Here is a 15,915-nt window from a genome sequence, read left to right on the forward strand (position 1 = left end):
AGCCTCAGCCGAACTGCAGGCACCGCATGCTGAGCGTGCCCGACTGGAATCCCTCGTAGACCGTCTTCGCACACTCGCCGATGCCGGCGGCGCCGAGGGCGTAGAGAAAAGGGTAGTAGTGGTCGGGCATTGCCACGGCGGTGGACGCCCCCGCCAGCTTCTCGTAATCGACCAGCGCTCGGTCGTCGCGCCCCGCCAGCGCGGATTTCACCGCATCGTCGAAAGCCTGCGCCCACGGCCGGCTCGCGCTCGGCCCGTCGGGCGTGCCGCGGTCCGTGGCGCGCAGGTTGTGCACCACGTTGCCGCTGCCCATCACGAGCACACCCCGGTCGCGCAATGCCGCCAGGTCGCGCCCCACGGCGTAGTGGAAGGCGGCCGGCTTGTCGTAGTCGATGCTGAGCTGGAACACGGGCACGTCGGCCTTGGGATACAGGTGCTTCAGCACCGACCACGTGCCATGGTCGAGGCCCCACTGGTCGGTGGCGATCACGGCCGATTGCTTCACCACGCCGACGGTTTCACGGGCCAGCGCGGGATGGCCCGACGCGGGGTACTGAACATCGAACAGCGCCTGCGGAAAACCGCCGAAATCGTGGATCGTCTTCGGGTTCGCCTGCACGCCGACTCCGGTGGCGCCGCGGCTGAGCCAGTGCGCCGACACGCTGAGGATGGCCGAGGGCCGCGGCAGCTCCCTGCCCCATGCCGACAGCCGGCGCGTGAAGGCGTTGTCGGCGATGGCGTTCATGGGCGTGCCGTGGCCGATGAACACGACCGGCATGCGCCGCGAAGGCGCGCCAGCCGCCTGTACGCTGCAGGCCAGGGAAGCGAGCACCGCGGTCGCGCCCAGGGCGGAGCCCATCAGGAAGCCGCGGCGGCCCAGTTCGGAGTGTGCAAGCGTCGTCGTCATTGGCATGGCGGCACTCTGCAGCAGTTCTGTGCGCAAGGCGGTGCCTTTGCGCACACTTTTCGAAAGAGACCTGCGTCCGGCCAGCGCACGCAACAACCTATGGAAGCGTCACGCCTAGATGCGCCCTTCCTCGGCCGCATGGCAGGCCACCTGCACGCCCTTGATGCTCAGCAACTTCGGCCGCTCGGCCGAGCAGCGCGCATTGGCGTGCGGGCAGCGCGGATGAAAGGCGCAGCCCGTGGGCGGGTTCAGCGGGTTGGGCACCTCGCCCTGCACCGGCGTGCGCTGGCGGCCGGTGTGCTTCATCTGAGGAATGGCGTCCAGCAGCATGCGCGTGTACGGATGCTGGGGCGCCGCAAACAGCGCCTGCTTGTCAGCCACTTCGACCAGCCGGCCGAGGTACATCACGCCGACCTGGTCGGCCACGTGCCGCACCACCGCAAGGTTGTGCGAGATGAAAAGATACGTCAGGCCCTGCTCGCGCTGCAGGTCCTTCATGATGTTGAGCACCTGCGCCTGCACGCTCACGTCGAGCGCCGAGGTGGGCTCGTCGCACACCAGGAACTCGGGCTGCGTGGCGAGCGCGCGCGCAATGGAAATGCGCTGGCGCTGCCCGCCGGAGAACTGGTGCGGGTACTTGCTCATGTCCAGCGGCGAGAGGCCGACCGACTTCAGCAGCTCGCCCACGCGCTCGCGCAGCGCAGCCTTGTCGCTCAGGATGTCGTGCTCGCGCAGCGGCTCGCCGATGATGTCTTCCACGATCCAGCGCGGGTTCAGGCTCGCGTACGGGTCCTGGAAGATCATCTGGATGCGGCGGCGCAGCTTGCGGCCCTCGGGCGTCTTGAACGCGGCATGCGCGTCCTGCCCGTCGAACTGCAGGCCGCCGCGCGTGGGCGCGTACAGGCCCACCAGCAGGCGCGCCACGGTGCTCTTGCCGCAGCCCGATTCGCCCACCAGCGCCAGCGTCTTGCCGCGCTCGATGGAAAAGCTCACGCCGTCCACCGCGTGCAGCAGCACGCGCGGCTTGCGCTCGAGCACGCGGTTGAGCCAGGGTGGCGACACGTCGAAGGTGCGCGCGAGATCGTGCGCGACCACGAGGGGTTCACCGGCAACGGCCGCGGTCGTGGCGATGACGGGTTCGGTCACGGCGCTCATCGCGTCACCTCCACGAGGGGTTCGGACGCCTCGGGCGCGGCGCGTTCGCCGCCCGCGAGCGCGTCATGGTGCTTCGCGGCGATCTCGGCCTGCCCCGCATGCGGGTCCGCGCCGTCGTGCAGCCAGCAGGCCGCGCGCGTGGCGCCGGCATGCATGAGCTCGGGCCGTTCGGTCAGGCAGCGTGCAAAGGTGCGCGGGCAGCGCGGGTTGTAGGCACAGCCGGTGGGAATGGCGTTGAGCCGCGGCATGGCGCCGTCGATCTGGTTGAGCCGTTCGCGGTCGCTCGTCATGTCCGGAATCGAGGCCATCAGCCCCGAGGTGTAGGGGTGCGAGGGCTGGTGGATCACCTCGTGCACCGGGCCGATCTCGGCGATGCGGCCCGCATACATCACGGCCACGCGGTCGCAGGTCTCGGCGATCACGCCCATGTCGTGCGTGATGAGCATCACCGCCGCGCCGCGCTCTTTGCAGATGCGCTTGAGCAGCTGAATGATCTGCGCCTGGATCGACACGTCGAGCGCGGTGGTCGGCTCGTCGGCCACGATGAGCTTGGGCTCCGCGGCGAGTGCCAGCGCAATCACCACGCGCTGGCGCATGCCGCCGGAGAACTGGTGCGGAAAGTGGTCGATGCGCTGTTCGGCGGCGGGAATGCCGGTGTCCTGCAGCAGGCCGATGGCGCGCTTGCGCGCTTCGGACTCGGTCACGGGCAAGTGGGCGCGGATCGTCTCGACCAGTTGCCGGCCCACGCTGTAGAGCGGGTTCAGCGAAGTGAGCGGGTCTTGGAAAATCGCGCCGATCTTGCGCCCGCGAATGGGCCGCATGGCATCGAAACCGAGGTTGTCGATGCGTTGGCCTTCGAGCAGGATCTCCCCGCCGGCCACGCGCCCGGGCGGCTCGAGCAGGCCGATGATGGCCGCGCCCGTGAGCGACTTGCCCGCGCCCGACTCACCCACCACCCCCAGGATTTCCCCGGGTGCGATGTCGAAGGAAATGCGGTCGATGGCACGCAGCGTGCCGCGGCGGTGCGGAAATTCGACGACGAGGTCTTTGACCTGGAGCAGCGTCATGGTGGCGTTGTCCTTGTGTTCAGCGCAAGCGCGGGTTGAGCGCGTCGCGCAGCCAGTCGCCCAGCAGGTTCACGCTGAGTGCGATCAGCACCAGCATCAGCCCCGGGAACACCGTGATCCACCATTCACCCGAGAACAGGTACTGGTTGCCGATACTGATGAGCGTGCCCAGCGAAGGCGAGGTCGGCGGCACGCCCACGCCGAGGAACGACAGCGTGGCCTCGGTGATGATGGCCGTGGCCACCTGGATCGTGGCCAGCACCATCACCGGCCCCATCACGTTGGGCAGCACGTGGCGCAGCATGATGCGCACGGGCGCCACGCCGGTGACGCGCGCGGCCTGCACGTATTCCTTGTTGCGCTCCACGAGCGTGGAGCCGCGCACCGTGCGCGCGTACTGGACCCAGCCGGTCAGCGAAATGGAAATGATCAGCACGCCGAACGCCAGCGACTCGTGCGCGCCGGGAAAGAGCGCACGGCCGACGCCCGAGATGAGCAGCGCCACCAGGATGGGCGGGAACGACAGCATCACGTCGCACACGCGCATGAGGAAAGAGTCGAGCCAGCCGCCGAAGAAACCGGCCAGCAGGCCGAGCACCACGCCCACCACGAGCGACAGCGCCACCGACACCAGGCCGACGATCAGCGAGATGCGCGCGCCGTAAATGACGGCCGAGAGAATGTCGCGGCCCTGGTCGTCGGTGCCGAGCAGGTACTTGGAGGAGCCTTCGGCGGTCCACGCCGGCGGCAGCCGTGCGTCGCCGAGTTCGAGCACGGCAAGGTCGAAGGGGTTGTGCGGGGAAACCCATCCGGCGAACAACGCACAGATGACGCAGACCAGCGCAATGAGCGCCGCTGCAATCGCCACCGGCGAAGTGCGGAAGCTGTAGCCGACATCGCTGTCGAGCCAACGGGCTAGTGTTTTTTTCATCGTGGGGCAAAAAGGAATGGGCCCGCAAGAAGCGGGCCCATGGTCGGGCCGCTCAGAGAGCGGCCCTGGGGATCACGGCTTGATGCTCATCCACTTGAACGGCATGTAGTTGTCGGCCATCTGCGTGAGCGACACCTTCTTGCTGACACCCCAGGCCAGCGTCTGCTGGTGCAGCGGCAGGTGGCCGATGTCGGCGGTGTGCAGGTCGAAGGCTTCCTTGATCATCGCGTCGCGCTTGGGCTTGTCGGTTTCGGACTGGATCTTCTTGGTCAGCTCGTCGACCTTCGGGTTGCAGTACGCGCCCAGGTTGAACTGGCCGGCGCCGGTCTTGTCGTCGGGGCAGGCCATCAGCGCGGTCAGCGCGTTGTGCGAGTCGTAGGTGGTCGGGGTCCAGCCCAGCATGTAGAAGCTGGTGTCGCGGCGCAGCACCTTGGGGAAGTACGTGCCCTTGGTCTCGGCCACGAGGTTGATCTTCACGCCGATCTTCGCGAGGTTGGAGGCCACGCTCTGGCAGATCTGGCCGTCGTTCACGTAGCGGTCGTTCGGGCAGTTCAGCGACACCTCGAAGCCGTTGGGGTAGCCGGCGTCGGCCAGCAGCTTCTTGGCGCCTTCGACGTCCAGCGGGAGGCGCTTGTCCTGCGCTTCGGTCCAGCCGTTGATGCCGGGGCCGACCATCAGGCCGGTCGGGCGCGAGGCGCCGCGCATCACGGTGCGCTGGATGCCGACGATGTCGATGGCCTGGTAGAAGGCCTGGCGCACGCGCTTGTCCTTGAACGGGTTCTTGCCCTTCACGCTCGAGTAGAGCAGCTCGTCGCGCTTCTGGTCCATGCCCAGGAAGATGGTGCGCAGTTCGGGGCCGGAGATGACGCGGGCCGTCGGGCTGGCGTTGACGCGCGCGATGTCCTGAACCGGCACCGGCTCCATCACGTCGACTTCGCCGGAGATGAGCGCGGCCACGCGGGTGGCCGGGTTGGCGATCGGGGTGAAGATGACTTCCTGCGCGTTGCCTTCGATCTTGCCCCAGTAGGTAGGGTTGCGCGTGAACACCGTGCGCACGTTCGGCTGGCGTTCGCGCACGCGGTACGGGCCGGTGCCGTTGGCCTTGAACGAGGCGGTGTTCTCGATGCCCTTGCGGCGGTCCACGGGCGTGACGGCCTTGTTCTCCTCGCACCACTTCTTGCTCATGATCATGAGCTGCGTGATGACGTCGGGCAGGATCGGGAACGGGCCCTTGGTCTCGATCTCGATGGTGTACGGGTCGACCTTGCGGACTTCCTTGATGTCGGTGGTGTTCGACTTCATGTCCGAGCCGTCGCCCGAGGCGCGCGCGAAGCTGAAGATCACGTCGTCGGCGTTGAACGGCGTGCCGTCGTGGAACTGCACGTTCTTGCGCAGTTCGAAGCGCCACACGGTGGGCGAGGTCTGCTTCCAGCTGGTGGCCAGCAACGGCGCGACGCTCAGGTCCTTGTTGCGCCCGACCAGGGTTTCATACACGTTGGCGGTGGTGCTCAGTTGCAGCGACTCGTTGAGCGAGTGCGGGTCGAGCGACAGGGCGTCCCCCTGGTTCGCAACGCGGATGGTCTGCGCGCCGGCAGCCATGCTGAGTGCGCCCAGGGCGCACATGACGGCGGCCGCAGCCACATTCTTCTTGAAACTCATGTAATCACTCCTCGGGTTGAAATCGAACACATCACGTCGCCGCGGTGGCGGCTGCTTTCACTGGCTGCGCGCCGCGGGTAGCGGCAAGCGGCATGCCCTGCTCGATCAGGCCGGCGTGCAGCGCGGCGCCGAGCGGCAGGATCTCGTCATTGAAGTCGTAGCGGCTGTTGTGCAGGTAGGCGCCTTCGCGCACGTTCTGGCCGATGCGCAGGTAGGCGCCTGCCTTCTTCTGCAACATGAAGGAGAAGTCTTCCGCGCCCATGCTGGGCTCCATGTTGCGGTCGACGTTCTTCGCGCCCACCAGCGATTCGGCCACGTCGGCCGCGAACATCGCCTCGGGCGCGGTGTTGATGGTGGCGGGGTAGATGCGCTCGTACTGGATGCTGGCGCTCGCGCCGAAGCCGGAAGCAATGGCCGTGCACAGCTCGCTCAGCCGCTGCTCCACCTGCGCCTGCACGCGGGCGCTGAAGGTGCGTACCGTGCCGACCATCGTGGCCTCGCCCGGTATCACGCTCATGGCGCCGAGGTCGCCGGCCTGCATGGCACAGATGCTGAGGACCGCGGCGTCGATCGGGCGCACGTTGCGCGAGACGATGCTCTGGGCCGCGGTGATGATGTGCGCCGCGACGATCACCGGGTCGACGGTCTGGTAAGCGTGCGCGCCATGGCCGCCCTTGCCCTTGATGTGGATGGTGACGCGGTCGGCCGCGGCCATCATCGCGCCGCGGTTGATGCCCACGGTGCCGGCCGGCATGGCGGGCCAGTTGTGCATGGCGTAGACGGCGTTCACGGGGAAGCGGTCGAACAGGCCGTCCTCGATCATCACGCGCGCGCCGGCGAAGCCTTCTTCGCCGGGCCGGAAGATCAGCACGGCCGTGCCGTCGAAGTCGCGTGTTTCGGCAAGGTAGCGCGCCGCGCCAACCAGCATGGCGGTGTGGCCGTCGTGGCCGCAGCCGTGCATGAGGCCGTCCTTGGCGGAGCGCCAACCAAAGTCGTTGTCCTCGCGCATGGGCAGCGCATCCATGTCGGCGCGCAGGCCGATCATGCGGCCGCTGGCGGTCGACTTGCCACGGATCACGCCGACCACACCGGTCTTGCCGATGCCCTCGTGGATCTCATCCACACCGCAGGCGCGCAGGGCCTCGCGCACGCGGCCCGAGGTGTAGACCTCTTCGAAGCCGAGTTCGGGGTGTGCATGCAGGTCGCGGCGAAAGGCCGCGATCTCCGGATAGAAGCTCGCGATGTGCGCGAACGCGCGCCCGGACGCCTGGAGGCGTGGCGCCTCGGATGTCATTGCCGTCATGTCAGTGCCCTCCCGCCTTGCCGACGCGCAGACGCGGATCGACCACGAAATACAGCAGGTCGACCACCAGATTGATCACCACGAAGATCAAGGCAATGAGGCAGAGGTAGGCCGCCATCACCGGGATGTCTGCGAAGGTGACGGCCTGGATGAACAGCAGGCCCATGCCCGGCCACTGGAACACCGACTCGGTGATGATGGCAAAGGCGATCAGGCCGCCGAGCTGCAGGCCGGTGATGGTCATCACCGGCACCAGCGTGTTCTTGAGCGCGTGGCCGAAATGGATGGCGCGGTTCGACAGGCCGCGCGCGCGCGCGAACTTGATGTAGTCGGTGCGCAGCACCTCGAGCATCTCGGCGCGCACCAGCCGCATGATGAGCGTGAGCTGGAAGATCGCCAGCGTCACGGCCGGCAGCACGATGTGGTGCCAGCCGTCGGCGCGGAACAGGCCGCTGGTCCACCAGCCGAAGCTCACCGTCTCGCCGCGCCCGAAGCTGGGAAACCAGCCGAGCGTGACCGCGAACACGAGGATCAGCAGGATGCCGATCAGGAACGTGGGCAGCGACACGCCCAGCAGCGACACGGTCATGAACACCTGGCTCATGAAGGTACCGCGGCGCAGCGCGGTGTACACGCCCATCGGGATGCCGATGAACAACGCGAGCACCGCAGCCACGAGCGCGAGTTCAAGCGTGGCGGGAAAGCGTTCGCCGATGAGGCGCGACACCTTGGCGCCCTGGCGCAGGCTCAATCCGAACTCGCCCTGCGCGGCATTCACCAGGAAGTGCCAGAACTGCACGAAGAAGGGCTGGTCGAGCCCCAATGAGGCGCGCAGTTCGCGGATCTGGTCGGGCTTGGCGTCTTGTCCCAGCAGGAACACGACGGGGTCGCCGACATACTGGAACAAAAGGAAGGCGATGAACGCGACCGCGATCATCACGATCACGGCCTGGATCAGGCGGCGCAGTACAAAGGCGATCATTCAGCTACTAAAGTTTACGGGCATGCTAGCAGTGCAAGGTGCGTGCCCGCACGGGGGTTCCCCGGGGGTGCACGCACTTGGTGCTCTTTGCCAACACTCGTCACGGAGGGTGCGCCAGAACGAAAAAGCCACTCGACTTTCGTCGAGTGGCTTCTTGAGCTTTTGATTCGAAGCTGGCTTACGCCAGCGTCAAATTAGAAAGCGTGACGGATACCGAAGTCGTAGCCGGTCGAGTTCTTCGGGGTGAACGTTGCGTTGCTGATGAACGCCGGGCCGCCGGTCGTCAGAGCTGCACCGTTCTTGTTGCTCACGCGAGCCACCGTTGCGTACAGAGCCGTGCGCTTCGACAGGTTGTGCACGTAGCCGATTGCCAGCTTGTTGGCCTTCGGGTCGCGGATCGGCAGGGCGAACGGGTTCTGAACTGCGTTCAGGTCGTACTTCACAGCCGAGTACGAAGCGCGGATCAGGCCAGCACCGACCGGCACGGTCACGCCGAGCAGGTAACCGGTCAGATCGACGTCAGGCGGGTTGATCGGCTGGAACACGAAGTTGCCGTCGAAGTCGCGGGTGTTCTTGGCGCGCGAAACTTCACCGAAGAGCTTCACGGGACCGAAGTCGTACGAAGCGCCGAGGTTCAGGGTCTTCACAGCGTCGGTCGAACCGGCGTTGAAAGCGTCACCGGTCGTGCTGTTGCCGTAGGCAACTGCGACGTCCAGAGGACCGTTGGCGTAGCCGAAGCGACCACCGACGTAACGGCCGGTGCGGCTCAGAGCCGTACCGCGAGCAGCTTGAGCGCCGATACCGTCGAACTTGTCACGTTCGTGGAACGCGTACATCAGTTGACCGTAGAAGCCACCCAGGTTCGGCGGCAGGAAGTAGCCGATCGAGTTGCTGGCGCGAACGTAGTTGGCATTGCCGCCGAAGCCGCCCGTGCCGCCGGCGGTGTTGAAACCGTTGGCCGTCGAGATCAGGTTGGTGCCCACGCCGTTGGTGCCGAACGGATCGAACACGGTGTCGTTCCAGAAGGTCGGGGTGTAGTCACGGCCGAGGCGGATTTCACCGAAACCACCGGACAGGCTCACGGTCGAGCGACGAGCGAACGTCGAGACACCGGTTGCGCCGTCGTCATTGGTGATCGGGGCTTCGAGCCAGAAGCTGGCTGCCAGACCGCCACCCAGGTCTTCCGTACCACGGAAGCCCAGACGGCTGGAGTTGTACGCCGAGTTAGCCAGAGTCGTACGGCTGACCTTGGCGCTGCCTTGGTTTTGGTAGAACGGGTTCAACAGCGTCGCACCGTTGAGGTCGCGCGAGTTGGACGAGTAGCCGCTGACCGACGCGTCGACCACACCGAACAGAGTGACGGACGACTGAGCCGAGGCAACACCGGCGACAGCCAGGGCAGCCAGAGCAACTAGAGATTTTTTCATTGCAAGTTTCTCCAAGGTTAAACATAGGGCTCCGGTGCGAAGGGCTCACTGTGACTGGCACTTAGTGCTCCCACCGGACCCCGGGCCAACCTCCTTTTGGGAAGTTGTTGCTATTGCACCAGAGCCGTCGCAGCAGGGCAAAACAATTCGCCCGAAAAGTTGGCTGGTCATCGCGTTTCGTTGCACGCCTGCAACAAAGGACTTGGACCACCCTTCTTGCCATCATGTGAAATATGACGACGCTCAAGCAGGTCATTTCCCACGTGGGTTCAAATAGACCCATGACGCCCCTGCTAGATCCTGTTCTGACCGCGGCGGACGCGGCACTGCGCACTCTTTTTGCCCGCCCCCACGCCACCCGGGCCATGCCCGCCCCTTTCGATGCCCCGGGCGAGCTGAGCGCTCCTGAGCGGAGGGAGGCTGGCGCCCTGATGCGCGTGAACCACGTCGGCGAGGTCTGCGCACAAGCGCTCTATACCGCGCAGGCTGCCGTGACGCATGACCCATCCTTGCGCGCCCAGTTCATCGAGGCCGCACACGAGGAAACCGATCATCTGGCCTGGACGCGCCAGCGCCTGGATGAACTTGGCGCAAGGCCTTCGATACTGAATCCGCTCTGGTACGCCGGCGCTTTCGGCCTCGGGCTGGTTGCGGGGCGTCTGGGAGATCCGCTGAGCCTGGGGTTCGTCGCCGAAACGGAGCGGCAGGTGGAGGCCCACCTCGACAGCCACCTGAACCGCCTTCCACCCGCCGACAGTGCCTCCAGGGCCGTCGTCGAGCAAATGAAGCTCGACGAGGCACGCCACGCAGCACAAGCCGTCGATGCCGGGGCTGCGGAACTGCCGCCCCCAGCCAAGGCCCTGATGCGCGTGGCATCCCGCATCATGACAACGCTGGCGCACCGCATCTGAGCCGGTATGGTCCGGCCCTCAGGTTTCGATCAGATCGAAACTGGTGGTGATTTCGGCCGTCTTCGCCAGCATGATGCTGGCGGAACAGTAGGTTTCGTGGCTCAGCGCAACTGCGCGCTCCACGGCTGAGGCAGGGATGCCTTTTCCCGCCACCGTGAAATGCATGTGGATCTTGGTGAACACCTTGGGATCCTTTTCGGCCCGTTCGCTCGTCAGCTTGACGCTGCAGCGCTCGACGCGGTGGCGGCCGCGCTTCAGGATGAGCACGACGTCATAGGCCGTGCAGCCGCCGGTGCCGGCGAGCAGCGTCTCCATGGGCCGGGGCGCCAGATTCTGGCCGCCGTTCTCCGGCTTGGTGGCGTCGGGTGCGCCGTCCATCGTCAGGACATGGCCGCTGCCGGTCTCGGCAACGAAGCCCATGGCCGATCGGGTGCCGGCGTCACCGGTCCAACTTACTGTGCATTCCATGGTCGTTCGGGTTCCAGTGAGAGATGTCGGGCAAAAATGCACAGCAACATCGGTTGATGTGTGGGAAAAGCGTCACTCGCTTGTTGCATCGCAGCAAACAGTCGATATACTTTATTTCATTGCACGCCCCGTTGCGTGCAGCAAGTTGTCTCCTCCACCCTTCCAATTGGTGGATTTAGCCCCGAGCTGCAAAGCTCGGGGCTTTTTTCTTTGCCGCGGGACACGCAGCAGGCCTGAGCCACTCTAGTGCGCGCGCCTGAAAGGGCAGCTGCTCTGGCTGCCCTGGCTGTCGCCGGTGTTGCCTCGGCCCAGTCGTCCGTCACTCTGTTCGGTGTGGTCGACGCATCGATCAGCAGCTATTCGTCCAGTTCGCGGGACCTCAAGCCCACCGTGCTGCGCAACGACTTCAACATTCCCACGTATACGAACCAAGGCAGCGTCAAGGTCCGCCGTACCGCTCTGGCGAACTCGGGCTACAACTCCAGCCGTCTGGGCTTCCGTGGTACGGAAGACCTGGGTGGCGGTCTGGCAGCCAGCTTCTGGCTCGAAGCCCCGATCACCAATGACGACGGCGCAACCGGTGTCTCGACGTTCGCTCGTCGCTCGACCGTGAGCCTGTCCGGTGGTTTCGGCGAAATCCGCCTCGGCCGTGACTACACCCCGACCTTCTGGAACGACACCGTGTTCGATCCGTTCGGCACCAACGGCGTGGGCACCAACCTGATCTCGACGGCCAACGGTTTCAACACCGCCGGCGGCACGGGCGGCTTCGGCGGCAACGCCAACTACGTTCGCGCCAGCAACTCGATCGGCTACTTCCTGCCGCCGAACCTGGGTGGCTTCTACGGTCAGCTGATGTACGCGTTCCACGAAAACGACAAGTACAAAAACGGCGAATTCACGCCAACTGCGGGCACCGGCTTCGCCCTGAATTCGAAGACCGGCGCAATCGAGCAGGCCAGCGCGGCCAAGAGCCGCACCGGCCGCTACATTGGCGGTCGCTTCGGCTACGCCAACGGTCCCCTGGATGTCGCACTTGCCTACGGCAACAGCACTGTGGGCGACCAGTACTACGCCGGTACCACCGACGCTGTGAAGACCTTCAACCTCGGTGCTTCGTACGACTTCGGTCCCGCAAAGCTCTTCGGTGAAGTTTCGCGCGCCAAGAACTCGCGTGACTACGAAGTCACCCCCTTCGGCGGAGGCCGCCCCGACGTGAACCTGAAGGGCTATCTGCTCGGCGTGACCGTGCCGGTCGGTGCTGGCCTGATCCGCGCTTCGTACTCGTCGGTCAAGTACGACCTGAACAGGGTTCAAACCGCGTTCGCTCTGCCGATCCGCGACCCGAAGGCCAACAAGCTGGCACTCGGCTACGTGCACAACCTGTCGAAGCGCACGGCCCTGTACGCCACGGTGGCTCGCGTGAGCAACAAGAACGGCGCGGCTCTGACTGTGGGCGGCCCGGCCTTCTACAACAACACAGCTGGAGCCTTCACGCCGAAGAACTCGACGGGCTACGACTTCGGTATCCGTCACGCGTTCTGATCTTCGTCTGATCCCGATGCTGGCTCCCGCCAGTTCGATTCAGCAAAGCCTCAAGTCGCCCGGTGCAAGCCGGGCGGCTTTTTGTCCTTTCCCTTTCCCTTCAAGTCACCCGACCACGCCTGCTCTGCAGCAGCCCCACATTCATTTCTCCGCTCAACACCGACGCGTAGAAACGTTCAACCATGTTGACGCTCGTGCGTGCGTTGCGCGCCAAGGTCAGCATGTCGATGCCCTGCCCATACAGGAGCCGCAACGTGATCGCTGTGTGGCGCAGGCAATAGAGCGTCCTGGCCTGACCCAACGGCCCCTTGGCGAGTCCCGTCTTCTCGAGCACCCAGTGGAAAAAGAAGTTGAGCACGGCCAATGCGTGTTCACGGTTCTTCAGGTGCGGCATGAAGATGTAGTCTTCCGCGCCGCCAAATCCATGTTCGCCGCGATGAGCGAGCAAGCATTCATAGACACGCACGGCGGGTCGAAGGCTCACGATGGGTTGGCTGTGCCGCTTGGTCTCCGGCAAGTTCATGCGCAGGTAGACATGCTTGCCGCGCACCACATCGATGTGCTTGTGCTTCATGAGCTTGATGTCGCTCGGCCGCACGAAGGTGTTCACCATCCAGCGGATCAGCCATGGCAACTCGTCCGGCATCACGAGCAGTTCCCTCGCGATCCAGAAGCGCTCGCCGGCCGACAGCTGATCGAGCACCGGGTGCGCGTGCCCGCGCAAGCTTCGCGCGGCCGCAATGATCGTTCGGTACTCCGCCACGCTGAAGCTGCCGCGCGGTTGGCTGCGAACCTTCACTTTCGGAAATGCCGGCGCATCGCGCAGCACGCCGGTGTGCACGCCATGCATCAGCACCTTGCGCAACAGCACCAGATACTGCGCGATCGTCGTGCTGGTGAAGCCCTGCGCGCCGAGGTGGTCGATGAGGCGCTGCGCATCGGCCGTAACGAACGACTGCGCCTGCACATCACCCAGCAGCGGAATGATGTGCGCACGCAATCTGTTGCCCATGACCTGCCACGTGGGCCGGCCAATTTCTTTTCGCTGAACACGCGCAGCCTCTGCCTGCATCAGTCCTTTGGAAAGGTCGCTGACAGAAATTGATAACAAATTTTGCTCAATCGTAATTTGATTGGCAGGCGTGTGAACTGCGGAATAGCTGCGTCCAAAAAATCCCGAATCATTGGCTGCAGGGGTACTTTGAAATAGGTTTATGACATTTGTGTCCATGTCATACCCGCATGCAATCCCGATGCCTCTTATCATCGACGGTTAGCAAATGAAAACTCCCTTGGAAAAAATCGTGCGCAATGCACCTGTTACTCCGGCGCTGACGCCCGCCGACTATCTCAGAAAAATTCTCAACGCCCGTGTGTACGACGTGGCCGTGGAGTCCGCTCTGGAGAAGGCGCGCGCGCTCAGCGCACGGCTCGGCAACACGGTCTTGCTCAAGCGCGAAGACCAGCAACCGGTATTCAGCTTCAAGCTGCGTGGCGCCTATAACAAGATGGCGCACCTGAGCGCGGCGCAATTGGCGAGCGGCGTGATTTGCGCATCCGCCGGCAATCACGCACAGGGCGTTGCATTGGGCGCGCGCAAGCTCGGCACCCGCGCCGTCATCGTGATGCCGGTGACCACGCCCCGCTTGAAGATCGATGCCGTACGCGGCTTCGGCGGCGAAATCGTGCTGCACGGCGAAAGCTATTCGGACGCTTATCTGCACGCACTCGAATTGCAGACGCAGCAAGACCTGACCTTCGTCCACCCCTTCGACGACCCTGACGTCATTGCAGGCCAGGGCACCATCGCGATGGAAATCCTGCGCCAGCACCAGGGCCGGCTCGATGCCGTGTTCGTCGCGATCGGCGGCGGCGGCCTGATCTCCGGGGTGGCCAACTACATCAAGGCCGTGCGCCCCGAGATCAAGGTCATCGGCGTGCAGATGAACGACTCCGACGCGATGATGCAATCGGTCGCCGCGCACCAGCGGGTGAACCTGCCCGACGTCGGTCTGTTCTCGGACGGCACCGCGGTCAAGCTGGTCGGCGAAGAAACCTTCCGCATCGCCAGCGAGCTGGTGGACGAGTACATCGCCGTCGACACGGACGCGGTGTGCGCCGCCATCAAGGACATCTTCGTGGACACGCGCGGCATCGTCGAACCGGCGGGCGCGCTGGCGGTGGCGGCCATCAAGCAATACGTGGCACGGCACGGCCGCCAGGGCGAGACCTACGCGGCCATCCTGTGCGGCGCCAACATGAACTTTGACCGGCTGCGTTTCGTGGCCGAACGGGCCGAGGTCGGCGAAGAACGCGAAGCACTGTTCGCGGTCACGATCCCCGAAGAGCGCGGCAGCTTCCGCCGCTTCTGCGAGCTGGTGAGCGAACTGCCCGCGCGCGACGCCGAGGCCGGCGGCGCGCCGCGCAACGTGACCGAGTTCAACTACCGCATCAGCGACGCGGCCAAGGCCCACGTGTTCGTCGGCCTCACGACCTCGGAGCGCGGAGAGTCGGCCACCATTGCGCGCAGCTTCAACGAACACGGTTTCGAGGCACTGGACCTCACGCACGACGAGCTGGCCAAGGAGCACCTTCGCCACCTCGTGGGCGGGCGCACCGGTCTCGCGCACGACGAACGCCTGCTGCGTTTCGTGTTTCCCGAACGCCCGGGCGCGCTGCTCAAGTTCCTGAGCCTGATGAAGCCCAACTGGAACATCAGCCTGTTCCACTACCGCAACCAGGGCGCCGACTACGGACGCATCCTGGTCGGGCTGCAGGTGCCGACCGGTGAGTCCGCCGCGTTCGACGCCTTCCTCGAAACGCTGGGCTATCCCTACGTCGAGGAAACGGCCAACCCGGCGTACCGCATGTTCCTGCAGGCCTGAAAAGACAGAAGCCGGCGCAAGGCCGGCTTCTGTCGCTGAATCGTTCGCTGCGCCCTGCTGCGGGCTACTGCGCCTGCCCTTGAGGCGCCTGCTGCGGAGGTGGCGCCACCACCGTCGGCATCATCGCCGGCGGCAATCCGGCGGGCGGCGGGGCGCTCATGGACACGGGCGGTGCCGACGCCACCGTCGGCAATGCACCCGGCACGCTCGACACGCTGATCGGCGCGCGCACCGGCAGTTGCAGCGTGAACGCCGCGGGCCCGTCGGCCTGCGCGCCCAGCGTGGCAGAGCGCAATCCCACCGACTGCAGCACGTAGTTGTCGCCAACCCTCGACCCCACGCGAAACGGCCGCGGCGGCTTGCCGTCGATGGCGATCAGCGCGGCGCCCTGCTTCGACGGGTCGGCCACGACACCCGACAGTGCGAAGCGGCTGGCCGCCTCCGGCGTCACCGGCGCGGTGCTCGATGCGGGGAGCACGCCCAGCAGCCGCGCCACCGCATCCGAGTCGGCCGCAACCGACGGCCGGGGCATGGTCGCGGCCGCCGCGACCATGTCGGTCGGCGAGGCCAGGCGCAGCGCCCAGAACACGGCCGCGCCGGCTGCCAGCGCCCAAAGCCCTGTCGTTGCAAGTGGGGCATGCCAGCGGGCGGCGGAGTAAGGACTTGTCATGGGCG

At 65.5% G+C, this 15,915-nt stretch carries 14 protein-coding genes; 3 read left to right on the plus strand and 11 right to left on the minus strand.

What is annotated here, in order from left to right; translation table 11 throughout:
• Positions 1–4 precede the first annotated feature (4 nt).
• From ygiD to AC0IYU_RS13065, 8 genes are all read right to left on the minus strand, one after another.
• Positions 5–913 carry a 4,5-DOPA-extradiol-dioxygenase gene (gene ygiD / locus AC0IYU_RS13030; protein WP_472117295.1) on the minus strand — a complete coding sequence of 303 codons (909 nt, stop codon included), beginning with the start codon at positions 911–913 and terminating at the stop codon, positions 5–7.
• A gap of 108 nt (positions 914–1,021) precedes the next feature.
• Positions 1,022–2,062 (minus strand): ABC transporter ATP-binding protein, encoded by a 1,041-nt coding sequence (locus AC0IYU_RS13035; RefSeq protein ID WP_472117298.1) that lies wholly within the window; start codon positions 2,060–2,062, stop codon positions 1,022–1,024.
• A complete protein-coding gene (locus tag AC0IYU_RS13040; protein ID WP_435482725.1) occupies positions 2,059–3,129 on the minus strand; it encodes an ABC transporter ATP-binding protein in 1,071 nt (356 codons plus the stop codon). Before AC0IYU_RS13040 ends, AC0IYU_RS13035 begins: the two co-directional genes overlap by 4 nt.
• A 19-nt stretch (positions 3,130–3,148) precedes the next feature.
• On the minus strand, positions 3,149–4,060 hold the full coding sequence (locus AC0IYU_RS13045; protein ID WP_435441669.1) for an ABC transporter permease: 912 nt from the start codon (positions 4,058–4,060) through the stop codon (positions 3,149–3,151).
• Positions 4,061–4,132: 72 nt separating this feature from the next.
• Entirely contained in the window at positions 4,133–5,719 is a 1,587-nt protein-coding gene (locus tag AC0IYU_RS13050) for an ABC transporter substrate-binding protein (protein ID WP_435441668.1), read from the minus strand.
• A 31-nt stretch (positions 5,720–5,750) separates the two neighbouring features.
• On the minus strand, positions 5,751–7,022 hold the full coding sequence (locus tag AC0IYU_RS13055; protein WP_472117301.1) for a M20 aminoacylase family protein: 1,272 nt from the start codon (positions 7,020–7,022) through the stop codon (positions 5,751–5,753).
• A 1-nt stretch (position 7,023) separates the two neighbouring features.
• Positions 7,024–8,004 (minus strand): ABC transporter permease, encoded by a 981-nt coding sequence (locus AC0IYU_RS13060; RefSeq protein ID WP_435441666.1) that lies wholly within the window; start codon positions 8,002–8,004, stop codon positions 7,024–7,026.
• Positions 8,005–8,198: 194 nt separating this feature from the next.
• On the minus strand, positions 8,199–9,431 hold the full coding sequence (locus tag AC0IYU_RS13065) for a porin (protein ID WP_472117304.1): 1,233 nt from the start codon (positions 9,429–9,431) through the stop codon (positions 8,199–8,201).
• Between the two features lie 281 nt (positions 9,432–9,712).
• Between AC0IYU_RS13065 and coq7 the strand changes: the two genes are divergently transcribed.
• Positions 9,713–10,342 (plus strand): 2-polyprenyl-3-methyl-6-methoxy-1,4-benzoquinone monooxygenase, encoded by a 630-nt coding sequence (gene coq7, locus AC0IYU_RS13070; protein ID WP_472117455.1) that lies wholly within the window; start codon positions 9,713–9,715, stop codon positions 10,340–10,342.
• Positions 10,343–10,360: 18 nt separating this feature from the next.
• Here the strand turns inward: coq7 and AC0IYU_RS13075 are convergent, their stop codons facing one another.
• Positions 10,361–10,810, minus strand: coding sequence for an OsmC family protein (locus AC0IYU_RS13075; RefSeq protein ID WP_435441931.1), 450 nt, complete (start codon positions 10,808–10,810; stop codon positions 10,361–10,363).
• 246 nt (positions 10,811–11,056) lie between these two features.
• On the opposite strand from AC0IYU_RS13075, the gene AC0IYU_RS13080 reads away from it, so the two are divergent.
• On the plus strand, positions 11,057–12,355 hold the full coding sequence (locus tag AC0IYU_RS13080; RefSeq protein WP_472117307.1) for a porin: 1,299 nt from the start codon (positions 11,057–11,059) through the stop codon (positions 12,353–12,355).
• Between the two features lie 100 nt (positions 12,356–12,455).
• On the opposite strand, the gene AC0IYU_RS13085 is transcribed toward AC0IYU_RS13080, so the two are convergent.
• Positions 12,456–13,586, minus strand: coding sequence for a hypothetical protein (locus AC0IYU_RS13085; protein ID WP_472117310.1), 1,131 nt, complete (start codon positions 13,584–13,586; stop codon positions 12,456–12,458).
• Between the two features lie 49 nt (positions 13,587–13,635).
• On the opposite strand from AC0IYU_RS13085, the gene ilvA reads away from it, so the two are divergent.
• A complete protein-coding gene (gene ilvA / locus AC0IYU_RS13090; protein WP_472117312.1) occupies positions 13,636–15,240 on the plus strand; it encodes a threonine ammonia-lyase, biosynthetic in 1,605 nt (534 codons plus the stop codon).
• A 64-nt stretch (positions 15,241–15,304) separates the two neighbouring features.
• Here ilvA and AC0IYU_RS13095 read toward each other — a convergent pair whose 3' ends face one another.
• On the minus strand, positions 15,305–15,910 hold the full coding sequence (locus tag AC0IYU_RS13095) for a type II secretion system protein N (protein WP_472117315.1): 606 nt from the start codon (positions 15,908–15,910) through the stop codon (positions 15,305–15,307).
• Between the last annotated feature and the right edge of the window lie 5 nt (positions 15,911–15,915).

This window comes from Variovorax sp. AC103, from assembly GCF_979254005.1.

What these genes read in the sequence shown, in the direction of transcription:
- ygiD (WP_472117295.1), bottom strand. Translation starts at nt 913, where the DNA reads ATGCCAATGACGACGACGCTTGCACACTCCGAACTGGGCCGCCGCGGC.
- AC0IYU_RS13035 (WP_472117298.1), bottom strand. Translation starts at nt 2,062, where the DNA reads ATGAGCGCCGTGACCGAACCCGTCATCGCCACGACCGCGGCCGTTGCC.
- AC0IYU_RS13040 (WP_435482725.1), bottom strand. Translation starts at nt 3,129, where the DNA reads ATGACGCTGCTCCAGGTCAAAGACCTCGTCGTCGAATTTCCGCACCGC.
- AC0IYU_RS13045 (WP_435441669.1), bottom strand. Translation starts at nt 4,060, where the DNA reads ATGAAAAAAACACTAGCCCGTTGGCTCGACAGCGATGTCGGCTACAGC.
- AC0IYU_RS13050 (WP_435441668.1), bottom strand. Translation starts at nt 5,719, where the DNA reads ATGAGTTTCAAGAAGAATGTGGCTGCGGCCGCCGTCATGTGCGCCCTG.
- AC0IYU_RS13055 (WP_472117301.1), bottom strand. Translation starts at nt 7,022, where the DNA reads ATGACGGCAATGACATCCGAGGCGCCACGCCTCCAGGCGTCCGGGCGC.
- AC0IYU_RS13060 (WP_435441666.1), bottom strand. Translation starts at nt 8,004, where the DNA reads ATGATCGCCTTTGTACTGCGCCGCCTGATCCAGGCCGTGATCGTGATG.
- AC0IYU_RS13065 (WP_472117304.1), bottom strand. Translation starts at nt 9,431, where the DNA reads ATGAAAAAATCTCTAGTTGCTCTGGCTGCCCTGGCTGTCGCCGGTGTT.
- coq7 (WP_472117455.1), top strand. Translation starts at nt 9,713, where the DNA reads ATGACGCCCCTGCTAGATCCTGTTCTGACCGCGGCGGACGCGGCACTG.
- AC0IYU_RS13075 (WP_435441931.1), bottom strand. Translation starts at nt 10,810, where the DNA reads ATGGAATGCACAGTAAGTTGGACCGGTGACGCCGGCACCCGATCGGCC.
- AC0IYU_RS13085 (WP_472117310.1), bottom strand. Translation starts at nt 13,586, where the DNA reads ATGGACACAAATGTCATAAACCTATTTCAAAGTACCCCTGCAGCCAAT.
- ilvA (WP_472117312.1), top strand. Translation starts at nt 13,636, where the DNA reads ATGAAAACTCCCTTGGAAAAAATCGTGCGCAATGCACCTGTTACTCCG.
- AC0IYU_RS13095 (WP_472117315.1), bottom strand. Translation starts at nt 15,910, where the DNA reads ATGACAAGTCCTTACTCCGCCGCCCGCTGGCATGCCCCACTTGCAACG.